The sequence below is a fragment of the Anoxybacillus sp. PDR2 genome (assembly GCF_009834045.1).
GTDB lineage: Bacteria > Bacillota > Bacilli > Bacillales > Anoxybacillaceae > Anoxybacteroides > Anoxybacteroides rupiense.
Genome location: NZ_CP047158.1, coordinates 1429794 through 1450336, shown reverse-complemented (window position 1 = coordinate 1450336; position 20543 = coordinate 1429794). Strand labels below are relative to the sequence as shown.

The window sequence follows — 20543 nt, the reverse complement described above, 5'->3', positions numbered from 1 at the left end:
TTTTGGCTTTCGTATCGTACGTTATGTGCTTGGCATCATTGTACTAAAAAATGAAAAAGCCGTGGCTATCAAACCACGGCCCTTTTTGGCTATTCGTCCAAAAAGCCTAGTTCTTCTTGCTGATCCACCGAAGCGCTACCGTTGCCGCCAAGCTCGTCCACACCGTAATGCTGGCGAATTTCTTGAGCGATCTCCTCCATGATTTGCGGATTTTCTTTCAAAAATTGTTTCGCATTTTCTCGACCTTGGCCAAGACGCTCGTCCTTGTAAGAATACCAAGAACCGCTTTTTTGGATAATATCAAGTTCTGAGGCCATGTCGATAATTTCTCCCTCACGCGAAATCCCTTCTCCATACATAATATCCACATCTGCTGTCTTGAATGGAGGAGCCACTTTGTTTTTTACCACTTTAATTTTTGTCTTATTACCGACCATATCATTTCCTTGTTTAATCTGCTCAGCACGGCGCACTTCTAGACGCACAGACGCATAGAATTTCAACGCGCGACCACCAGGGGTGGTTTCTGGCAATACCTATAGATTTACCATTTCTATAGCTTGGACTATCTCTTCATCTCCGCATAGGAGAGCCTTGCGCTTCCAGCAGTAGCCTATCCTCTGCTGTACCCTACTTCGAACCGTTGTTCTTTTCGGTAGTCTCTACACCTTCCTTACGAATGGTAAGGCTTGGCACGGTATTACCCCATTAAAAATTGGAGGGCTCCACCGTTAGCACGAGAAGCTTTCTCGCACACCCCTAGGCAATCGGGTTCACAAGGTTTTTTTCTTGCTATCGCTAGCAAGGGAAACCCAGAATAGCAGCAGCTTAATCTCTAGATGATGCATAAAAAGGCAAAGATTAAGCAGCGATCGTTTGTTGATTTCCGAACATAACCCCTACTTTTTCACGGATTTGGTTAATAAAAATGGCGATCGTTTTAGATTTATTGATCGCTCCCGATAGCTTACGAAGCGCTTGAGACATAAGGCGCGCCTGCAATCCGACATGGGCGTCCCCCATATCTCCTTCAATCTCTGCTTTTGGCACAAGCGCCGCAACCGAGTCAATGACAACAATATCTACTGCACCACTTCTGACAAGAGCTTCCGCAATTTCAAGCGCTTGCTCCCCTGTATCTGGCTGAGAAAGTAACAGTTCATCAATATTGACTCCTAGCTTCTGTGCATAAACAGGGTCAAGAGCGTGCTCCGCGTCGATGAAGGCTGCCTGACCGCCCAGTTTTTGCACTTCCGCGATGGCATGAAGGGCTACTGTTGTTTTACCTGAAGATTCCGGCCCATAAATTTCAATGATCCGGCCGCGCGGATACCCTCCAACACCTAACGCGATGTCCAATGCTAAAGACCCGCTTGAGACGGTGGAAATTTGCCGATCCGTCTGTTCTCCTAGCTTCATAATCGATCCTTTACCAAACTGCTTTTCAATTTGCTTTAGCGCCTGTTCTAAGGCTGCTTGACGATCTTGGTTCACTCGCCATTCCTCCTTATGCATTACCTATCTAATAATATAACGTTTTTTTGCTGCTTTGCCAAGAAAAAAATCGAACGTTCATTCGTTTTCTTTTTATTTTTGCTGGTAAACAGGGAAAGTAAAGGAGAAGAATAAATGAATTTCCGCTGTAAGAAATAAGTGGGGACATTATCAAAAAATTTAAAGGAAAACGGAAGCCACAAAAACTGACAGCTGTGTCATAAGGAAGCTGTCAGTTTTTTTAAAATAGCGAAACAACCATATTTGATGGTACGCGTGCGAATCGTTTCACGGTCTCCGCTTAACAATAATGCATGCACTTCCGTTTCTTGTCCGCTGATCGATATTCCTACGTACACCGTTCCGACCGGCTTTCCTTCTAGAGGATCAGGCCCTGCCACTCCTGTAAAACTAATGCCAATATCCGCTTTGCAAAAGGAACGGACATGCTCCGCTAGCAACTTCGCGCATGGTTCACTCACCGCTCCGTCTGTTGCCAGCACAGAAGCAGGGACAGAAAGAACTTGCTCCTTTATTTCGTTTGTATAGCAAACAACCCCGCCTTTTACTATTTGAGAAGCTCCAGAAATAGCCGTCAGCTCGGCAGTAAACCGACCGCCTGTTAAGCTCTCAGCAGCCGCCACTGTTTTATTTTGCTCCTTTAGCCGCTCGACTAGCTTTGAAAACAACGTATCGTTGTCATATCCATACACATATTGACCGACGCGGCGGGCAATGGCGGCTTCCGTCTCATCAAGCAGTTTTTTTGCTTCCAAAGATGATTCATGTTTGGCTGTCAAACGTAATGTGACCTCTCCATCACCTGCAAGTGGCGCAATCGTCGGATTGGATTGCTGGTCAATTAAATCGGCAATTTCTGTTTCCAACTGAGATTCGCCAATGCCAAAAAAACGCAATACTCTTGATTCAATGCGCTCATGACGCTCCAGCTTGCTCATAAGAAAGGGGCGGCCATATTGAATAAACATAGGCCTCATTTCTTTTGGAGGGCCAGGCAAAAGCATGTAGGTAATCGACGCAATCGTCAGAGCCATGCCTGGAGCCATTCCGTAGTCATTTTTCAACACTTCTGCTCCTTGTAATACAAGCGCCTGCTTTTTATTATTTTCCGTCATCGTTCGCTTGGTTCGTTTGAAATACTCCTCAATTGATCGAAGCGCTTCCTGATCCATCACAAGCTCCCGCTGCAAGAGATGAGCGATCGTTTCCTTCGTCAGATCATCTTTTGTCGGTCCAAGCCCACCTGTAAAAATAATCAGATTGGCCCTTTTTTGGGCTGCTTTGACCGCCGCTTCGAGCCTCGTTGCATTGTCGCCGACAACGGTATGAAAATAAACATTAATCCCTAATTCAGCAAGCTGCTGCGATAAAAACTGAGCGTTTGTATTCGCAATTTGCCCCAATAGCAGCTCTGAGCCGACCGCAATAATTTCAGCATTCAATGGCCGCTTCCCCTTTCTTCTTGGTTATTTGGAATGTAAAAAAGCATGCTTGTTTTTCAAAAAATAGTCCCAGCCAGACCAAATCGTAAAGATGACCGCTACCCAAAGAGCTAAATCGGCAAACGGAAAAGAAATAAACGCAAATGGCCAATTATGGAGGAGAAGTGCGGCGATCGCGACAATTTGTGTCCATGTTTTAATTTTTCCAAGCATGTTGGCCGCCACCACTTCTCCTTCTCCTGCCAACACAAGACGAAGTCCTGTAACCGCGAACTCTCGACTAATAATGACGATCACCATCCAAGATGGCGCATAATTCAAATCCACTAACACAATCAAAGCTGCGGAAACAAGTAGTTTATCCGCAAGAGGGTCTAAAAATTTTCCCAAATTCGTTACAAGCTGATATTTACGGGCATAGTAGCCATCAATCCAGTCCGTAGCTGATGCGATAATGAAAATGACCGCACCGACCAAATGGGTTACAGGCAGCGAATAGGCTCCTGCTTCAATGTTCCCCCATCGAAAAGGAACGAGCATCACAATCAAAAAGAGAGGAATGAGCATAATGCGTGCTATCGTAATTTTATTCGGTAAATTCACAATCCATACCTCCGCTGCTGAACATGCAAAAGCCATCTACGACATAGATGACTCAGGCTTTTTCAATATCAGTTTAATTTTTTGGTATACCTCTTCTTTCGGATCAATCGGATAAGTCACCGGTTGTCCGTTCACCTTCATGTCTACATCTAATGTCCGACCGATTTTTACTAAAACCTCCGATTCCGACGTTAGATCAAACGTTTGGGTTTGTCCATTTGTCAAGTTCCCTTGGAAAAAGCTGTGGCCCTTTCCGTTGAATACTCCGATCCAAGAAGCTCCCTTCGATGTGAGCTCAAGCTTTAGCTCGTTGGCGGTCACCTCGATGGTAGACGTATTCCCCGTCTTTTCTATCACATGGAAAATAGGAGCAGAAGTGGATTCGTTCGAATCATCCTTATCTGCTTCTTTCTGTGTCTTTTCTTTTGCAGCTTTGCTGCTTTTCTTTTCTTTTTCCACTGCTTTTTCCAGCGGTGAATTTTTAGGACGTTCGACTTCTGTCGCTTCGCTGGTCATTGGTTGCTGCTGTTCTGCTTTTTGACCGCCGCGCTGCAAGAAAATCCACAGCACGACTGCCAATGCCACAATAACAGCCGCGATAAGCAGTTTTGGAAGCATGGACAGCCACTTGTCATGCTTCATCGAAACCTGCTGCCTGCTTTTTACGCGAGAAAGCTGCTCTGAAAATTCTTCCTGCTGCGACGAAGGGATTTCATGCTCGTATTCATGAAAAAGCTCCTCGGGATCCAGCCCTACTGCCTCAGCATATTGCTTAATAAATGCCCGAACATAAAAATTGCCTGGCATAATCGCATAGTTTCCTTCTTCAATGCCAAGTAAGTAACGTTTTTGGATTTTCGTGATGTCCTGTAATTCGTCTAAACTAATTTTTTTCGCTTCTCTCGCCTCTTTTAATCGTTTACCTAATTCCGTCAACGATAACACCTTCCACCTTTTTCTTAAAAATCAAATTCAGAAAAACCGTCGTGGGAAAACAGCGTCTGCTGATCCACAACATCGTATGTAATCTCCTCGGATGGATCATTCCGCAATTCAATAATATAGTCAAAATCATCCAGCGAATACTCCGTATGGCGAACAAAAATATCTGGATGCTCAACAACCTTTGTCGCTTCCAGCCGCATCAGCTCGCGTATAAGCTGCCAATGCCGCTCATTAGCTCGGCGGGTCGATACGATGCCATCCATGATAAAAATGTTGTTTTCACTGTATTCATCTTCAATAAGCTGGCTGCGAACCGTTTGCTTAATCAATGTTGATGACACGAACAGCCACCGCTTATTGGCGCACACGCTCGCCGCAACAATCGACTCGGTTTTTCCAACGCGCGGCATGCCGCGAATACCAATCAGCTTATGGCCTTTTTCCTTAAAAATTTCAGCCATAAAATCAACAAGCAAGCCAAGCTCATTACGCACAAACCGAAACGTCTTTTTGTCATCTACATCGCGTTGGATATAGCGCCCATGCCTTACCGCTAGACGATCAAGCAGCCTTGGCTGCCGCAGCTTGATAATCGTGATATTGTCCATCGTCCGCAAAATAGAGGAAAGCCGCTCAATTTGCTCGTTATTCCGACAGCGAAGAAGCATGCCGCGCCGTGAATCATCAACACCATTAATTGTAACGATATTAATGGACAGCATTCCTAAAAGAGATGCGATGTCTCCTAGCAGCCCCGGACGATTAATATGAATTTCATATTCTAAATACCATTCTTGTTTTTCCATCGCATTTCCTCCCCTCGCGCTTAAGGAGACACATGTATGAGGTGATAAATTCATACTACTATAATATCAATATGAAACGCAATAGAAAAGGAAAGCAAACACAACCATTTCATTTATTCATGAAAAAAGAGAGGAAAGCCCTCTCTTAGTGTCTCTGTACTAATTTCACCATCATATTAGCAATCGCATGCTGTTCTTGCTCATCAGCTACGCTCCATAAATCGGAAAGAAGGCGCTCTTCAGGATTTTTCGGATCGATTTGCTTCGCTAAATAATCGCCAATCTGATAAGCAACATCCGAAATCACTTCTTGACCAAGTCCTTGATGCTTTGCTTGCTCAAGGCGTTCGCCTAAGAAATCTTTCCATTGTTCGAAGTTATCGAGTACAGACATGTTTGTTTCCTCCTCCTATTCAGTTTCACCAATAGTTTATCTATTTGACGTAAAAATATACTTACGTGTTAGCAATACCATCCTCCATTTACACTAATCACTTGCCCTGTAATATAGGAGGCGTCTTCCGAGAGTAAAAAAGAAACGGTTTTCGCTACTTCACTTGGCATTCCAATTCTTCCAAGCGGAATTTCCTCTTCTAATTCCTTTATCTCTGTTTCGCTAAATGGCTCAAGCATGTCTGTACGAATCGCCCCTGGAGCAACAGCATTTACGCGAATGCCGCTTGGCGCCAATTCTTTTGCCAGCGCTTTAACAAACGCGTTCTGTCCCCCTTTAACCATTGAATAAACCACTTCACACGAAGCACCTGTCAATCCCCATATGGATGAAATGATAATAATATTTCCATGTTTTTTCTTAATCATCGGCGAAAGCAATTTTTTCGTTAATAGAACAGGGCTTGTCACATGAAGCTGTACCATTCTTTGTACAAGCTCATCACTCATATCCGTTATTAGCCCGTAGTAGCTGATACCGCAATTATGAATCATAACATCGAGCGGGCGGTCAATTTGAGCAAGTAGCGTCTGCACGCCATCCTGCCGAGAAAGATCTGCTTGCACCGCAGCAGTATAAACGTTAGACAACTGCTGTTGCAGGGCTTGAACGTTTTCATAATGTCGGTGATAATGCAAAAAAAGCCCGTACCCTTTAGCAGCTAATTCTTGAGCAATACTCGCGCCAATGCCACCGCTCGCTCCCGTAATAAGTGCATATTTCATCAAGATCCCCCTAAAAAAGCATCCTTTTGTGCAAAAGGATGCTTTTTTGCTTTATTCTTTCGGAACAACCTGGCAAACCGCCAACTGCTTCTGATGAAAGCATTCGTTAGCGACTTTCATTATATCATGAATCGTCAATGACTCCAGTACCGGCACGACTTCAAATAGACTCATCTCATGAAAGGCATATCGCGTAAATTGGTTGGCGATATATTCTGGAGAGTTCAAAGAGCGTAGAAACGCGCCGATCTTTTTCTTTTTCACCCGTTCTAAATCCTCTTGCGCTAACGGCGAGTCCTGAAATGTTAAAATCACCTGCTTAATTTCCGTAGCTAATTTCTCAGGATCATTTGTATCACCGCCAATAACGGCAAAACCGAACTGTTCTTCCTCCGTATAGTCGTAAGCAAACGTTTCATCAATTAACCCTTGCTGGTATAATCGCTCATAATGCTGTGAGCTTTTTCCGAATAAATAATCAAGCAGGACATTCATCGCTAGCTCATGTTTTAATTTTTCCTTCCCTTTTTGCTTGACGGCTTTTGCCTTAATGCCGACCAAACATTTACTCGTTTGAACATGCATTGGAAGCACATGCTTTTCCTTGGCCACTTCCTCTGGTTCTTGATAGTGAAATCGTTGAATTTCAGATGCTTTTGGAAATGATTTTTTTGCTTGATTGCGACGAATTTGCTCCATCATCGCTTTCTCATCGACTGGTCCGGCAATAAACAGCAGCATGTTGCTTGGATGGTAAAATGTTCCATAGCACTCATATAACAAGTCTTTTGTGATATCAGCAATTGATTCCACTGTTCCAGCAATATCGATTTTGACCGGATGCTGCTGATACATGCTTTCAATCAATCCAAAATAGACACGCCAATCCGGATTATCGTCATACATGCGAATTTCTTGGCCGATAATTCCTTTTTCTTTTTCGACCGTTTGCTCAGAAAAATAAGGAGTTTGAACGAAATCCATCAGCGTTTCTAAATTTTTCTCAACATTTGCCGTGCTTGAAAATAAATAAGCGGTTCTGGTAAACGATGTAAACGCATTGGCTGAAGCCCCTTGTTTACTGAATTGCTGAAACACATCGCCGTCTTCCTTCTCAAACAGCTTATGCTCAAGAAAGTGGGCGATCCCGTCCGGCACGCGCTTCATCTCTGTTGTGCCAAGCGGGACGAATTGATTATCCACTGATCCATATTTAGTCGTAAATGTTGCGTATGTTTTATTGAAGGATTTTTTTGGTAAAATGTATACATCTAAGCCATTGGGCATTTTTTCATAATAAAGCTGCTCCTGTAGCTGTTCATACACAATCTTTTCCATTACTTTTCCCCCTCCATTCCGGTAAGGAAGTAAATCGTATCAAGCTCAATCTGATTAGCAACACGAACGATATCTTCGCGCTGTACCTTTTCGGTTCCAGAAAGCCACTCGTCAATAGGCCGTTTTCGTTCTGAAACCACGTTATGGTAGAGCACTTCTACCATCCCTCTTGGCGTATCAAGCGTCTCAAGCAGCTGGTTGCGAATGACCGCCTTTGTTTGCTCGATTTCGTTGTCGCTAAATTCCCCTTGCTTCATCGCGTTCATTTGCTCATGAATGATTTGCATCGCTTTTTCGTAATTGGCTGGCTCAATTCCTGACATCACCATCAAAAGCCCTTTATGACTCTCCAACCGAGAAGCAGCATAATAAGCAAGGCTCGCTTTTTCGCGAACATTAATAAAGAGCTTGGAGTGCGAAAATCCCCCGAATATGCCGTTGAATACCTGTAAGGCATAGTAGTCATCATCGTCATACGTAATCTGGGTCCGATAGCCGATGTTCAGTTTTCCTTGCTTGATATCCTGCTTTTCTACAACTTCATGGACATTTGCCACTTTTTTCGGCTCGACATGCGGTTTCTCAGCTGTTCTCGGAAGCTGTCCAGGAAGCTGAAGATGCTGTTGAACCGCTTCAAGCGCACTGGTTTCCTCAATGTCCCCGATAATGTATAGGTCCACCTCATCTTCTTGTAACGCCTTTTTGTAATAAGTAAATAATGTGTCTGGCGTAATGGCCTCCACATCTTCGAGTTGGCCATGAGACGGCAACGCATACGGTTCATTTTTGCACATTTCCTCCACTAGCCGCAAATTGGCATAGCGCATTTTATCATCATATGCAGATTGAATCCGCTGCTTTAACGCCCGTTTCTCTTGTTCAACAATCTGCGAAACAAAGCGCCCGTTTTCTAACGCTGGGTGCAGGATGATTTCACTTAAAAGTTGAATCGCCTTATTCAAGAGAGGAGAGGCGTCTTTTAAAAATTTTTCATTCGCCACATCGAGCCGGATCGTGATAATATGAAATTCTCCTTTTTTTGTCAAATCGACATTGAGCATGGCTCCATATAGCTCATCTAAATAAGTTCTAAGCGTTTTCATGCTTGGATGCGTCTTTGTGCCGCTTTGTAGCACATATGGCAAAAGAGCGCGCAATGTTACCGTTTCTTTAGATAAAGGGGCTTTCATCTTCCAAACGAGCGTGCTTGTTTTATATTTATCCGTTTGAACGAAATGCGTGCGGAAGCCTTGAGTAGTGATCGTATTTTCACGGATCAAAAAAACTCCTCCTCTTCATTTGTATTTTTTGCGAATCATTCTAGCTTATTTTTCCTTATCACCAATATACATTTTTGCCAAAATAAAATGCAAATAACAAACAAAAAAAGAACTCGATCGAATCAATCGAGTTCTTCTAAATAGGATTATCGCTTCCCTTTTACATACGGTGTGCCGAGCGCTTTTGGAGCATCGGCGCGGCCGATAAATCCCGTTAAAGCTAAAATAGTTAATACATATGGGGCAATGAGCAAATAAACCGTTGGCACGTTCTTTAAGAACGGGATGGTTTGTCCCACAATACTTAAGCTTTGGGCCAAGCCGAAAAACAACGCAGCCCCCATCGCACCAAGCGGATGCCACTTACCAAAAATCATCGCGGCAAGCGCCATAAAACCGTGTCCAGAAATGGTGGCATGGCTAAAATCACGGGAAATAATTGTCGCATAGACGGCACCGCCAAGTCCGCCGAGCGCACCGCTGATCATGACGGCAATATAACGCATTTTCGCGACGTTGATTCCCATTGTATCTGCTGCCATTGGGTGTTCGCCGACAGAGCGAAGGCGAAGGCCAAACGGTGTTTTAAATAAAATATACCAGACAACAAAAGCGAGGACGATTGCGATATAGGACGGAATATATCCGTTTGAGAAAAATAACGGGCCAATAATCGGAATATGGCTTAACACGGGAATATCAATTTTATCAAATCCCACTTGAATTTGGTCGGTTTGACCTTTCCCGTATATTTTTTTTACTAAAAACAAAGATAAGCCCACTGCCAAAAAGTTAATCGCCACACCGCTCACGACTTGGTCAGCACGAAACGTAATGGATGCGACAGCGTGAAGCAACGAAAAGATGGCACCCACAATCATCGCTACAATAAGCGCCAGCCAAGGAGTAAGCTCGCCGAACGAATCGGCAAAGGTCAAGTTGAAGACAATCCCCGTAAATGCTCCAATTACCATCAAGCCTTCCAATCCGATATTAACAACACCGGAACGTTCGCTGAATACACCGCCAAGCGCAGTGAAAATAAGTGGAGCGGCAAAGAAAAGCGCCGAAGGAATAATAATTTGTAACATTTCGTAAACGCCCACTTATTTTCCCTCCTTTTTAAAACGAGATAATAATAGACGAATAAGATAGCTAGATGCTACGAAGAAAATAATTAACGCGATGACAATATCGACAAGCTCTGTAGGTACATCCGCACTTGACGGCATTTCGAGCGCTCCTACCTTCAGTGCCCCAAATAAAAGCGCAGATAAAATAATTCCGAACGCGTTATTGCTTCCAATTAACGCAACCGCGATCCCATCGAAACCGATGCCGGTAAAGCCTGCTTTTACAGAGATATTTCCGAACGTGCCGAGCCCTTCCATCGCTCCAGCAACTCCGGCAAACGCACCGGAAATGACCATTGATAAAATAATGTTGCGCGGAACATTCATTCCTGCGTATTGAGAAGCATGCTGGTTAAAGCCGACAGCACGCAATTCATATCCTTTTGCTGTTTTTTCAAGCAAAAACCACATGATAATTGCACCGATTAAGGAAATAATAATTCCATAGTGCAACGTTGAATAATCAGTAATGGATTGAAGAAATTCTGATTGCAATGATGCCGATGGATGAACGGTCTCTGATTTAAATCCTTTATCAGAAAGCACAGAACGAATAATGGCATTCGTTACATGCAAAGCGATATAGTTCATCATAATCGTGATAATGACTTCATGCACTTTAAAACGTGCCTTTAAAAACCCGGGGATGAACGCCCATAGCGCTCCCGCCGCTGCCGCTGCCAAAATTGCCAGCGGTAAATGAATCACTTTTGGCAAATCGAGCGAAACCCCTACCCATACTGAAGCAAGCCAGCCAACAATCAGTTGTCCCTCTACTCCAATATTAAAAAGTCCTGTGCGGAAAGCAAAGGCTACCGCTAAACCTGCAAGGATATAAGGGGTGGTTTGACGAATCGTTTCCCCAATATAATAGCTGTCGCCAAACGATCCATATAAAAGGGCTGAATATCCCGCAATAGGATTATACCCGCTTACAAGCATGACAATGGATCCGGCGATCACTCCAAGCAATACAGCAAATACTGGAATAAGAAATTTCGTTAGACGACTTGAATTCATGAAGAAACACCTGCTTCCTTCTGTTTACTGCCTGCCATTAGCAAACCGAGCTCTTGCTCTGTCGTTTCCTTCGGATCGACAATGGCAACGATTTTTCCTTCGTAAATCACAGCAATGCGATCACTGACATTCATGACTTCATCTAATTCAAAAGAAACAAGCAGCACCGCTTTCCCTTGATCCCGTTGCTCAATCAAGCGTTTATGAATAAACTCAATCGCTCCGACATCCAGTCCGCGTGTTGGTTGTGCAGCAATCAACAGCTCCGGATTGCGATCCACTTCGCGGCCGATGATAGCCTTTTGCTGGTTACCGCCAGATAAAGCGCGAGCTGGCGTATATTCGTCTGGTGTACGCACATCGAACTCGGCAATCAATTGGCGTGCTTTGTCATAAATCGCCTTAAAGTTTAAGACACCATTCTTGGAATACGGCTTTTTGTAATAGGTTTGCAATACCATATTTTCGCCAATCGGAAAATCAAGAACGAGCCCATGCTTATGCCGGTCTTGTGGAATATGTCCTACCCCAGCTTCTGTAATTTTACGCGGGGAAAGATTGAAGATATCTTGTCCATTTAAAAGAATGGATCCGGATTCCGCTTTCAGAAGACCTGTAATGGCTTCGATGAGCTCGGTTTGTCCATTGCCATCCACTCCGGCAATGCCGACAATTTCCCCCGCACGAACAGTTAAATTCAAATGGTCAACGACGGTGACTCCCCGAGCATCTTTTACGACTAGATCCTTGATTTCTAGCACTTCTTTGCTAGGCTGTGCCGGTTTTTTATCGGTTTTAAACTGCACTTCACGGCCTACCATCAGCGCGGCGAGTTCATTTGGATTCGTATCGGCAACATTGAGTGTATCAATGCCTTTTCCGCGGCGAATGACCGTCACGCGATCGCATACTTCCATAATTTCTTTTAATTTGTGCGTGATTAAAATAATCGATTTCCCTTCGCGGACGAGTGCTTTCATAATTTGAATGAGCTCTTGAATTTCCTGCGGTGTTAAAACAGCAGTCGGTTCGTCAAAAATAAGAATTTCCGCACCGCGATATAACGTTTTTAAAATTTCTACGCGCTGCTGCATTCCGACAGAAATATCAGCGATTTTCGCCGTTGGATCAACCGCTAATCCATAGCGCTCCGACAGCTCGCGCACTTGCTGCTCCGCATGCTTGATATCAATTTTTCCACCCTTTGTCGGTTCGCTTCCTAGAATAATATTTTCTGTTACCGTAAATGTATCGACAAGCATAAAATGCTGATGCACCATTCCGATGCCAAGATCGTTAGCGACATTTGGATTCGCGATTTTAACAGATTGCCCCTTTACTCGGATTTCTCCGCCGTCTGGCTGATACAGCCCAAACAGCACGTTCATCAGCGTCGATTTTCCAGCGCCGTTTTCTCCAAGCAAAGCATGGATTTCGCCTTTTTTTAATTGGAGAGTAATATTGTCGTTAGCGACGAAGTTTCCAAATACCTTTCGGATATTTAACATTTCAATTACGTATTCCAAACAAATTCACTCCTCTTAAATGAGCATGTTAAAATCATTAAATAAAAAGCTACAAATTTGTGTTTGTAACTTTTTATTTAATGATTTTGGGCGAATAAAAAGGCTAGTAAGCACTAGCCTTTTTATTCAATTTAACCCCTTATTTTAAGCTTGCTTCAAATTTTTTGTATTCGTCGCGAGTAGACGGCACTTTAACTTCGCCATTAATGATTTTTTGCTTCCATTCATCAACGGCCTTTAACACTTCCGGCTTGATGTTATCTTGAGTTGGCGCGATTCCTACTCCATTTTCAGGCAAACCATACTCAAGCGTTTTGCCGCCTGGGAATTGGCCTTCTTTCGCTTTTTTCGCTACATCGTATACCGCAACATCAACGCGCTTAACCATCGATGTCAATGTCACATTGTACGTTTTTCCGCCTACTGTGACTTCACCTTCTGGAGCCTGGTCTTTGTCAACCCCGATGACCCAAAGCTCACGGTTTGGATCTTTTGTTTTTAAGTCTTTTGCTTCAGAGAAGACACCATTACCTGTTGCGCCTGCTGCGTGGTAAATGACGTCAATGCCAGAAGCATACATGCTAGATGCGATCGCTTTTCCTTTATCCGCTTGGTCAAATGCTCCAGCGTATTGCACTTCTACCTTCGCATTTGGGTTTACAGACTTGACGCCTGCAAGGAATCCGCTTTCAAACTTCTCAATTAATGGGATTTCCATACCACCAACAAAACCGATTTTATTGGTTTTTGTTGTCAATCCAGCGACAACTCCTACAAGGAACGATCCTTCATGCTCTTTGAAGGTAATGCTCGCTACATTTGGCTTGTCCACTGTGCTGTCTACGATCGCAAAATGATTTTTTGGCTTTTGCTCAGCGATTTTCGTAATCGCATCTGTCATTAAATAACCAATTCCATAGATTAAATCGTAGTCACTTCTAACAAGCTTGTTTAAATTTGTGGCATAGTCGGTATCGTTTTGCGATTGCAAATAATCGTAACCATCCTTGCCTTTTTTCATGCCATTTTCTTCACCAAATTTTTGCAATCCTTCCCAAGCAGATTGGTTAAACGATTTGTCGTCAATTCCGCCGACATCCGTTACCATTGCTACTGTAAAGCTGTCTTTCTTTTCTCCTGCGTTCTCATCGTTTCCACAGCCGCTAAGCAGCGTGCCGGCCGCAAGGACAAGAGAAAGAGCAAGACCCATGCGTTTTTTCTTCATCACTTTTACCCCCTAGTAAAAATAGTAACTAAAACCCCTTTATATTATCCAATAGATGTCGATGTTCTATGTATGAAATGTCACCCCCTTAAAAATGAACCCGTTTTCGCAGCACATGAAAGCTGAATTTATCAGATTTGAAATAGTTAATGGAATACAAAATGGGTTCATCGTTTTTATCAAAATGCATTTGCTTTAAAACAAGCAAAGCTGTTTCCGGATCGCATTGCAACGTTGGCGACACCTTTTCATGATAACCGACCGGTTCAATATGCGCTACAGCATAGGCAATATCATGATTCGTTTGACTTTGTAAATTTTCAAACAATGATTCGTGTTCGTAAGAAATTCCCTTCGGCAAGTATTTACAAGGAATTTTGTCAACACAGTACACGACTGGCTCACCGTCAGCTGTCCGTACCCGTTCCACAAGCAAAATTTCTTCAGAAGGCGAACATTGAAACCGACGTACATCTTCCTCTGTCGGACTTTGAACAGAAGAGGAAAGAAAAATCGTGCCCGGTTTTCGGCCGGCTTGTTTAATCATATCCGTTACACTGCTTAGCTGTTCAATGCCGGAGGTGAACATCGGCTTTGCATTCACAAATGTGCCGACTCCGTGTCTGCGGATAATGACGTTTTCTTCCTCTAAAATTCGAAGCGCTTCACGCAATGTAGCTCGGCTAACTCCGAGTTGCTTCGACAGCTCAAACTCTGATGGGAGCTTTTGCTTTTCCTTGTAAACGCCTGTTTCAATATCTTGTTTGATACGATCAATGACTTGCAAATATAGATGGCGATTATCAGATTTAATCGACATTCGAAAAGCCTCCACTCAATAGTTTGCAGATATCAGACCTCTGACGTAAGACAAATTAACCTAATCGACATTACTATAACACTTTTTCGCTCATAAATAAATAGGGAATAAAAATTTTGTCGAAAAAAGCAAATATCATTAACGTAAGCGTTTTCAATATGACATGATAATTCAAGCAAATCATTTAAGATTTGCTTGAATTATCCATTATGCTACGATGTTTTCGCGTTTTCTTTTGCCACGAGAACAGCGCGCGGCTTACTTCCTTCGTAAGGGCCGACAACTCCTCTTGCTTCCATCGCATCAATCAATCTGGCAGCACGGTTGTATCCGATGCGGAAGCGGCGCTGCAGCATGGAAACAGAAGCGCTTTGCATTTCCACAACAAGCTGGACCGCTTCCTCGTAAAGCTCGTCGTCAAAATCGGCTTCTTCCTCTACCGTGTCATCCGGAATCATTTCCTCTTGATATTGCGCTTTTTGCTGTGAAACGACAAACTGCACAATCGCCTCGACTTCTTCATCTGATACAAAAGCGCCTTGTACGCGAATCGGCTTAGCGGCTCCCATTGGCAAAAACAGCATGTCACCTCGGCCTAGCAGCTTCTCCGCTCCTCCCATATCTAAAATCGTGCGCGAATCCGTTTGCGAAGAAACACTAAAGGCAATTCGCGATGGGATGTTCGCCTTAATGACTCCTGTAATGACATCTACAGAAGGACGCTGGGTAGCGATAATTAAATGGATGCCAGCCGCCCGGGCCATTTGCGCAAGCCGTGTAATCGAGTCTTCCACATCGGATGAAGCGACCATCATTAAATCGGCCAGCTCATCAACAATCACCACGATATATGGAAGCAGCGGTTGCTTGGCACTCGATTGTTGATTATACCGCTGAATATACTCGTTATATCCCTCAATATTTCTCATTCCCGTATGCGAAAACAGCTCGTATCGTCGCTCCATTTCGCTCACCACTTTTTTTAATGCTTGTGACGCTTTTTTCGGATCTGTCACAACGGGAGCTAATAAATGCGGGATGCCGTTATATACACTAAGCTCCACCATTTTCGGGTCAATCATCATCATTTTGACTTCATGCGGCTTAGCACGCATCAACAGACTGGTAATCATTCCGTTAATACAGACGCTTTTTCCGCTTCCTGTTGCCCCAGCGACTAACAGATGAGGCATTTTGTTAAGCTCTGCCACGATGGCTTCCCCTGAGATATCTCTTCCCAAGCCAATGACAAGCTTAGCATCAGGCTTGTAATTCTCGGTGGCTTCCAATACTTCCCGCAATGAAACAGTGGCTATTTCTTCATTGGGCACCTCGATGCCGATCGCTGATTTTCCGGGAATCGGCGCTTCAATGCGAATGTCCTTTGCAGCGAGGGCAAGAGCCAAGTCGTCGCTTAAGTTGACAATTTTGCTCACTTTCACACCGACATCAGGATATACTTCATACTTTGTAACAGCAGGACCAAGATGAACCTGCGTGACTTTCGCTTTGACTCCAAAGCTCTGAAAAGTCTTTTCAAGCTTCCGAGCATTTGCATAAATATTGTCATGATCTTTTGCTTGATTTGCCGGCTTCGGAAGCCGAAGAAGCTCAAGCGGCGGCAATTGATAATCGACATTTTCCATTTCCGTAAACGACATAGGAGGATTCTGTCCTTCCTCGTCATCCTCTTCTTGCTCAATCGGATCTGCAGTCTGTTCATTTGCTCTTACTGCACTAAAATCAGAAATAATGGGGGGCAATGATATTTCCTCTTCCTCATCAGCCGCTTGTTCCCTCTCTTCTTCCTTTGTTTGATATGTATCTGAACTGGCCGTATCCGATCTCCGTCTCGTTTTTGTTCTTTTTTTCCAGCTGCCTTTGATATCGATGATAAACTCGTTCCATTGCTCGCGCACAAAGGAAACGATCCAAGCAATGACTTTTCCGACCGTTTCATTCAGCGATTTTCCGCTAATTAAAAGCGCACCAGCCACGAAAAGAATCAGGCATATCCATTTTGTGCCGAGCTCATCAAACAATTGGTAGCTTGCAGCGAACAAAAGCGCACCTACCATCCCGCCCCCTAAATCTGGATAGGAGGATGCCCCCTTCATTTCCTGCCAAAAAAGCTCCCATGTCGTGCGGATAATGCTAGGATCTTGAAACTTTCCTTGCCGAGACAATAAATGAAACATCGTTTGATGGCTTAGCAATAAAAGAGCAGCAGCCATCGTATAAACGCCGAGCAGCCAGCGGTTAACAAGCGGAGGCCACATACGCTTCCAAATGACATAGATAGAAGCTAAAAGCAAGCCGAGCAATAGGAGGATATGCCACTCACCAAGAAAAAAGCGGGCAAACGATACAAGCGTCTGACCTACTAATCCAAGCCGCGCCATTCCAATAACGGATAGAGCAAGCATAAGCAATCCTGTCAGTTCAAAACGAAAAGTTGTTTTCCATGTTTGGTTTTTTGCTTGTTTTTTTGTTTGTTTTTTTTGCTGACGCTTACGTTTTGCCATATTTACTCACTCCGATACAAAACTGGAAATGTCGAAAAAAGCAGCCAAGACTGGCTGCTTTTTTTCGCTTGTATTTATTATATCATGCTTAGATCTAGAATTCATTAAGTTTCGAACGACGAAGGAAATCTCTCACCAGGTGCATATTTTTGCTGCAAAAAATCAGCAGGATTTGTGCTTAAATTGCGGACAATCTGCCATTCCTTTGTTTCTGTTTCCTCCACAAGAAATGGAATGCCGTCATAATAAATCACTTTTTGCTTCGTGTACTCGCTGCTGTCTGTTTGAAAAATGAGATGCTCCGGCATCATCGTATATAAGATCATTGCAGCATCGTCCCCTCTGATTTTTTCGCATCAATCATTTCGCGCAGCTTTTTCATTGCTTGAGCTACGCCGCCTACCTCATCAATTAATCCATATTGTACGGCGTCCGGTCCCACCACATTTGTACCGATGTCACGTGTTAAGTTTCCTTTGGAAAACATAAGCTCTTTAAATTTTTCTTCGGTAATTTTTGAATGCTTTGTCACAAAACGAACCACTCGTTCCTGCATTTTATCTAAGTATTCAAATGTTTGTGGTACACCAATGACAAGCCCTGTTAAGCGAATCGGATGAATCGTCATTGTTGCCGTCTCGGTGATGAATGAATAATGACACGAAACAGCGATCGGCACCCCGATGGAGTGTCCTCCTCCTAAAACAATCGAAACAGTCGGCTTAGACAGTGATGCAAGCATTTCAGCAATGGCTAACCCCGCTTCTACATCGCCACCAACCGTATTCAACACCACAAGCAAGCCTTCGATATTTGGGTTTTGCTCAATGGCTACAATTTGTGGTATGACATGCTCATATTTTGTTGCTTTATTTTGCGGAGGAAGCTGGATATGCCCCTCAATCTGCCCAACAATCGTTAAACAATGTATATTGGTATCCTGAGTCATTTGCGGTACATTCGTTTGGCCAAGCTGTTGAATATTTTCCGCAACCTGTTCATTTTTTTCACGATTTGGATCGGATTCTGACTCAAATGCTATGTATCGCTCCTTCTCCATCAACATGCTCCTTTCTTATCATCATACCATTAGTATGTTCTATCTATTAAATAAAAATGCCGATGGAAGGATTCTCCTCCCATCGGCAGCAACATTCGACTTTGAGCATGATTGCATTAAATTTCCATAATAATGGGTAAAATCATTGGCTTGCGTTTTGTTTTTTCGAATAAATATTGGCTGAGCGCCTCGCGCATGCCCATTTTTAATGAAGACCACTCAATCACATAATCTTGCAGGCATTTATTTACAATATTTGTTACCATTTTCGTCGCTTCATCCAGCAGCGTTTCTGATTCCCTCACATATACGAAGCCGCGAGAGATAATTTCAGGTCCAGCCACAATTTTTTTCGCTTCTTTGCTTAATGTTACGACCACAATTAAAATGCCGTCTTGGGAAAGAAGACGGCGATCGCGCAAGACAATGTTGCCAACATCCCCAATTCCTAAGCCGTCGATTAAGATGTTTCCGCACGGAACTTTGCCGCCAAAGCGCGCTTGACCATTACGGAATTCAACGACCTCACCTTTATCAATTAAGAATGTTCGTTCTTCGGAAATACCGACAGCTTTAGCTAGATTAGCGTGAGCTTTCTGCATGCGATATTCTCCGTGAACAGGAATAAAATAGCTTGGTTTCATTAAATTGAGCATCAGTTTGAGCTCTTCCTGGCACCCATGGCCGGATACATGTACATTTTTATAGACCACATGCGCTCCTGCACGATATAAGGCATCCATTGTCTTTAAGTGCAGCAGCTCATGCCCCGGCATTGGCGAAGCAGCAACAATAACCGTATCTCCTTCCTTGATGCTTACATGCTTATGTGTTTGCTTCGCCATTCGTACAAGAGCTCCCATGTGCTCTCCTCGCCCGCCTGTCGTCAAAATGACAAGCTCACGATCTTCGTATTGTTGGAGATCATGAATAGAAATGATCGTTTTTTCTGGAAGCTGCAGGTAGCCTAAGCGGACTGCCACATCCATCACTTTATGTATGTTCTTTCCAACAATCGCTACCTTTCTTCCGTGTTTTTTAGCCGCGTTCAGCACCTGCTGTATTCTTGTAATGTTGGACACATAGCAGGCAGCAATCACTCTTCCCCTTGCATTATAAACAACATCTGATATCGCTTCAGCAACACTCATATCAGATCCGGTATATCCCGGCTTTTCCGCATTCGTGCTGTCCGATAAAAGACACAAAACTCCTTTCTCGCCTATTTGCGCCATTTTCCCTAAATCAGCGTAGTTGGCCCCATACGGAGTTTGATCAAATTTGAAATCTCCGGTATATACGATCGCTCCTTGCGACGTATGGAAGCTAATTCCAACAGAATCTGGAATGCTATGAATCGTCCGAAAGAATGTGACGATCGTTTTGTCAAAAGCAATTTCGGAATCAGAACGAATTTCGATTAATGGAGCGCTAGCGCTTATTCCTTGCTCTTTTAGCTTCTCCTCAACTAATCCAAGCGTCAATTTCGTTCCATATACAGGAGCTGTAATTTTTTTCAACACGTAGGCAATAGCGCCAATGTGCTCTTCATGACCATGTGTTAAAAAGATCCCCTTAATCTGTTCTTTTCGCTCAACAAGATAGGAAATATCGGGAATGACCTTGTCAATCCCAAGCATTTCATCCTCTGGAAACATTAAGCCTGCATCAACCATAAAAATATCTTCATCCAATTCGATAATATACATATTTTTCCCGATTTCTCCTACTCCTCCAAGGGAAAATATGCGTATCTTTTCTACTTTTGTCCTCAATGGCACGTCCTCCTAATGTCAAACTAACCCGCTCAAAGTCACTTGACATTATTATAACTGATGGCAGATTTTAAATACAAGCTAATTTGTTCGTCACCATTCATGGGAATAAAAACGGCCAATCCGCCCATACAGCGAATTGGCCACTTTGCTCTGAATACATCTTCCCCACCTACACTCTGTTTAAAGACGGGAAGTTTCTTAAGCAGATATAGTGAACTACCCGCCACCTGCGCTTCGCTTAGAGGAGGGGGCTTTAAGCGACTTGTGCGTGTTCGCTGAACGGTAAGCCACACACAAGAACCCTTTACGCTTCCCTTCGTTCCGAAGGGGTTCGTTCGAACAATAGAG

Annotated in this window: 18 protein-coding genes and 1 pseudogene; all 19 read right to left on the bottom strand. The window is 43.6% G+C overall.

The genetic code is table 11. The annotated features are described in order from the left end of the window. Positions 1-89: 89 nt before the first annotated feature. On the bottom strand, positions 90-533 hold the full coding sequence (locus GRQ40_RS07060) for a recombinase RecA family protein (protein WP_370514187.1): 444 nt from the start codon (positions 531-533) through the stop codon (positions 90-92). Positions 534-873: 340 nt separating this feature from the next. Further along, positions 874-1515: pseudogene (gene recA, locus GRQ40_RS07055) on the bottom strand (recombinase RecA); the annotation flags it as partial. Positions 1516-1712: 197 nt separating this feature from the next. Then, entirely contained in the window at positions 1713-2957 is a 1245-nt protein-coding gene (locus tag GRQ40_RS07050) for a competence/damage-inducible protein A (RefSeq protein WP_159719620.1), read from the bottom strand. A gap of 24 nt (positions 2958-2981) precedes the next feature. After that, positions 2982-3560, bottom strand: a complete 579-nt coding sequence (gene pgsA, locus GRQ40_RS07045; protein WP_044746072.1) for a CDP-diacylglycerol--glycerol-3-phosphate 3-phosphatidyltransferase — start codon at positions 3558-3560, stop codon at positions 2982-2984. 36 nt (positions 3561-3596) lie between these two features. Next, positions 3597-4496, bottom strand: a complete 900-nt coding sequence (locus GRQ40_RS07040) for a helix-turn-helix domain-containing protein (RefSeq protein WP_066147320.1) — start codon at positions 4494-4496, stop codon at positions 3597-3599. Positions 4497-4519: 23 nt separating this feature from the next. After that, on the bottom strand, positions 4520-5311 hold the full coding sequence (locus GRQ40_RS07035; protein ID WP_044746073.1) for a DUF3388 domain-containing protein: 792 nt from the start codon (positions 5309-5311) through the stop codon (positions 4520-4522). 145 nt (positions 5312-5456) lie between these two features. After that, entirely contained in the window at positions 5457-5705 is a 249-nt protein-coding gene (locus GRQ40_RS07030) for a DUF3243 domain-containing protein (protein WP_044746074.1), read from the bottom strand. Between the two features lie 68 nt (positions 5706-5773). Next, on the bottom strand, positions 5774-6490 hold the full coding sequence (ymfI, locus tag GRQ40_RS07025) for an elongation factor P 5-aminopentanone reductase (protein WP_066147318.1): 717 nt from the start codon (positions 6488-6490) through the stop codon (positions 5774-5776). A 51-nt stretch (positions 6491-6541) separates the two neighbouring features. Beyond that, positions 6542-7828, bottom strand: a complete 1287-nt coding sequence (yfmH, locus tag GRQ40_RS07020) for an EF-P 5-aminopentanol modification-associated protein YfmH (protein ID WP_159719619.1) — start codon at positions 7826-7828, stop codon at positions 6542-6544. Then, positions 7828-9108, bottom strand: a complete 1281-nt coding sequence (gene yfmF, locus GRQ40_RS07015; protein ID WP_044746077.1) for an EF-P 5-aminopentanol modification-associated protein YfmF — start codon at positions 9106-9108, stop codon at positions 7828-7830. The genes yfmH and yfmF overlap by 1 nt, the downstream gene beginning before the upstream one ends. 146 nt (positions 9109-9254) lie before the next feature. After that, positions 9255-10214, bottom strand: a complete 960-nt coding sequence (locus GRQ40_RS07010; RefSeq protein ID WP_044746078.1) for an ABC transporter permease — start codon at positions 10212-10214, stop codon at positions 9255-9257. Beyond that, on the bottom strand, positions 10215-11261 hold the full coding sequence (locus tag GRQ40_RS07005) for an ABC transporter permease (protein WP_044746079.1): 1047 nt from the start codon (positions 11259-11261) through the stop codon (positions 10215-10217). Continuing rightward, positions 11258-12787, bottom strand: a complete 1530-nt coding sequence (locus GRQ40_RS07000; protein ID WP_044746080.1) for an ABC transporter ATP-binding protein — start codon at positions 12785-12787, stop codon at positions 11258-11260. Before GRQ40_RS07000 ends, GRQ40_RS07005 begins: the two co-directional genes overlap by 4 nt. A gap of 139 nt (positions 12788-12926) precedes the next feature. Next, positions 12927-14012, bottom strand: a complete 1086-nt coding sequence (locus GRQ40_RS06995; protein ID WP_080860382.1) for a BMP family lipoprotein — start codon at positions 14010-14012, stop codon at positions 12927-12929. A gap of 88 nt (positions 14013-14100) precedes the next feature. Then, the gene (locus tag GRQ40_RS06990; RefSeq protein WP_044746082.1) at positions 14101-14832 is read right to left on the bottom strand and encodes a GntR family transcriptional regulator; all 732 of its coding nucleotides are present in this window, start codon (positions 14830-14832) and stop codon (positions 14101-14103) included. 212 nt (positions 14833-15044) lie between these two features. Then, positions 15045-17357 carry a DNA translocase FtsK gene (locus GRQ40_RS06985; RefSeq protein WP_159719618.1) on the bottom strand — a complete coding sequence of 771 codons (2313 nt, stop codon included), beginning with the start codon at positions 17355-17357 and terminating at the stop codon, positions 15045-15047. A 104-nt stretch (positions 17358-17461) separates the two neighbouring features. Continuing rightward, positions 17462-17683, bottom strand: a complete 222-nt coding sequence (locus GRQ40_RS06980) for a YlzJ-like family protein (protein WP_066147308.1) — start codon at positions 17681-17683, stop codon at positions 17462-17464. Further along, a complete protein-coding gene (locus GRQ40_RS06975; RefSeq protein WP_066147306.1) occupies positions 17680-18417 on the bottom strand; it encodes a ClpP family protease in 738 nt (245 codons plus the stop codon). The genes GRQ40_RS06980 and GRQ40_RS06975 overlap by 4 nt, the downstream gene beginning before the upstream one ends. A 116-nt stretch (positions 18418-18533) precedes the next feature. Then, a complete protein-coding gene (locus GRQ40_RS06970) occupies positions 18534-20192 on the bottom strand; it encodes a ribonuclease J (protein WP_159719617.1) in 1659 nt (552 codons plus the stop codon). Positions 20193-20543: the final 351 nt, after the last annotated feature.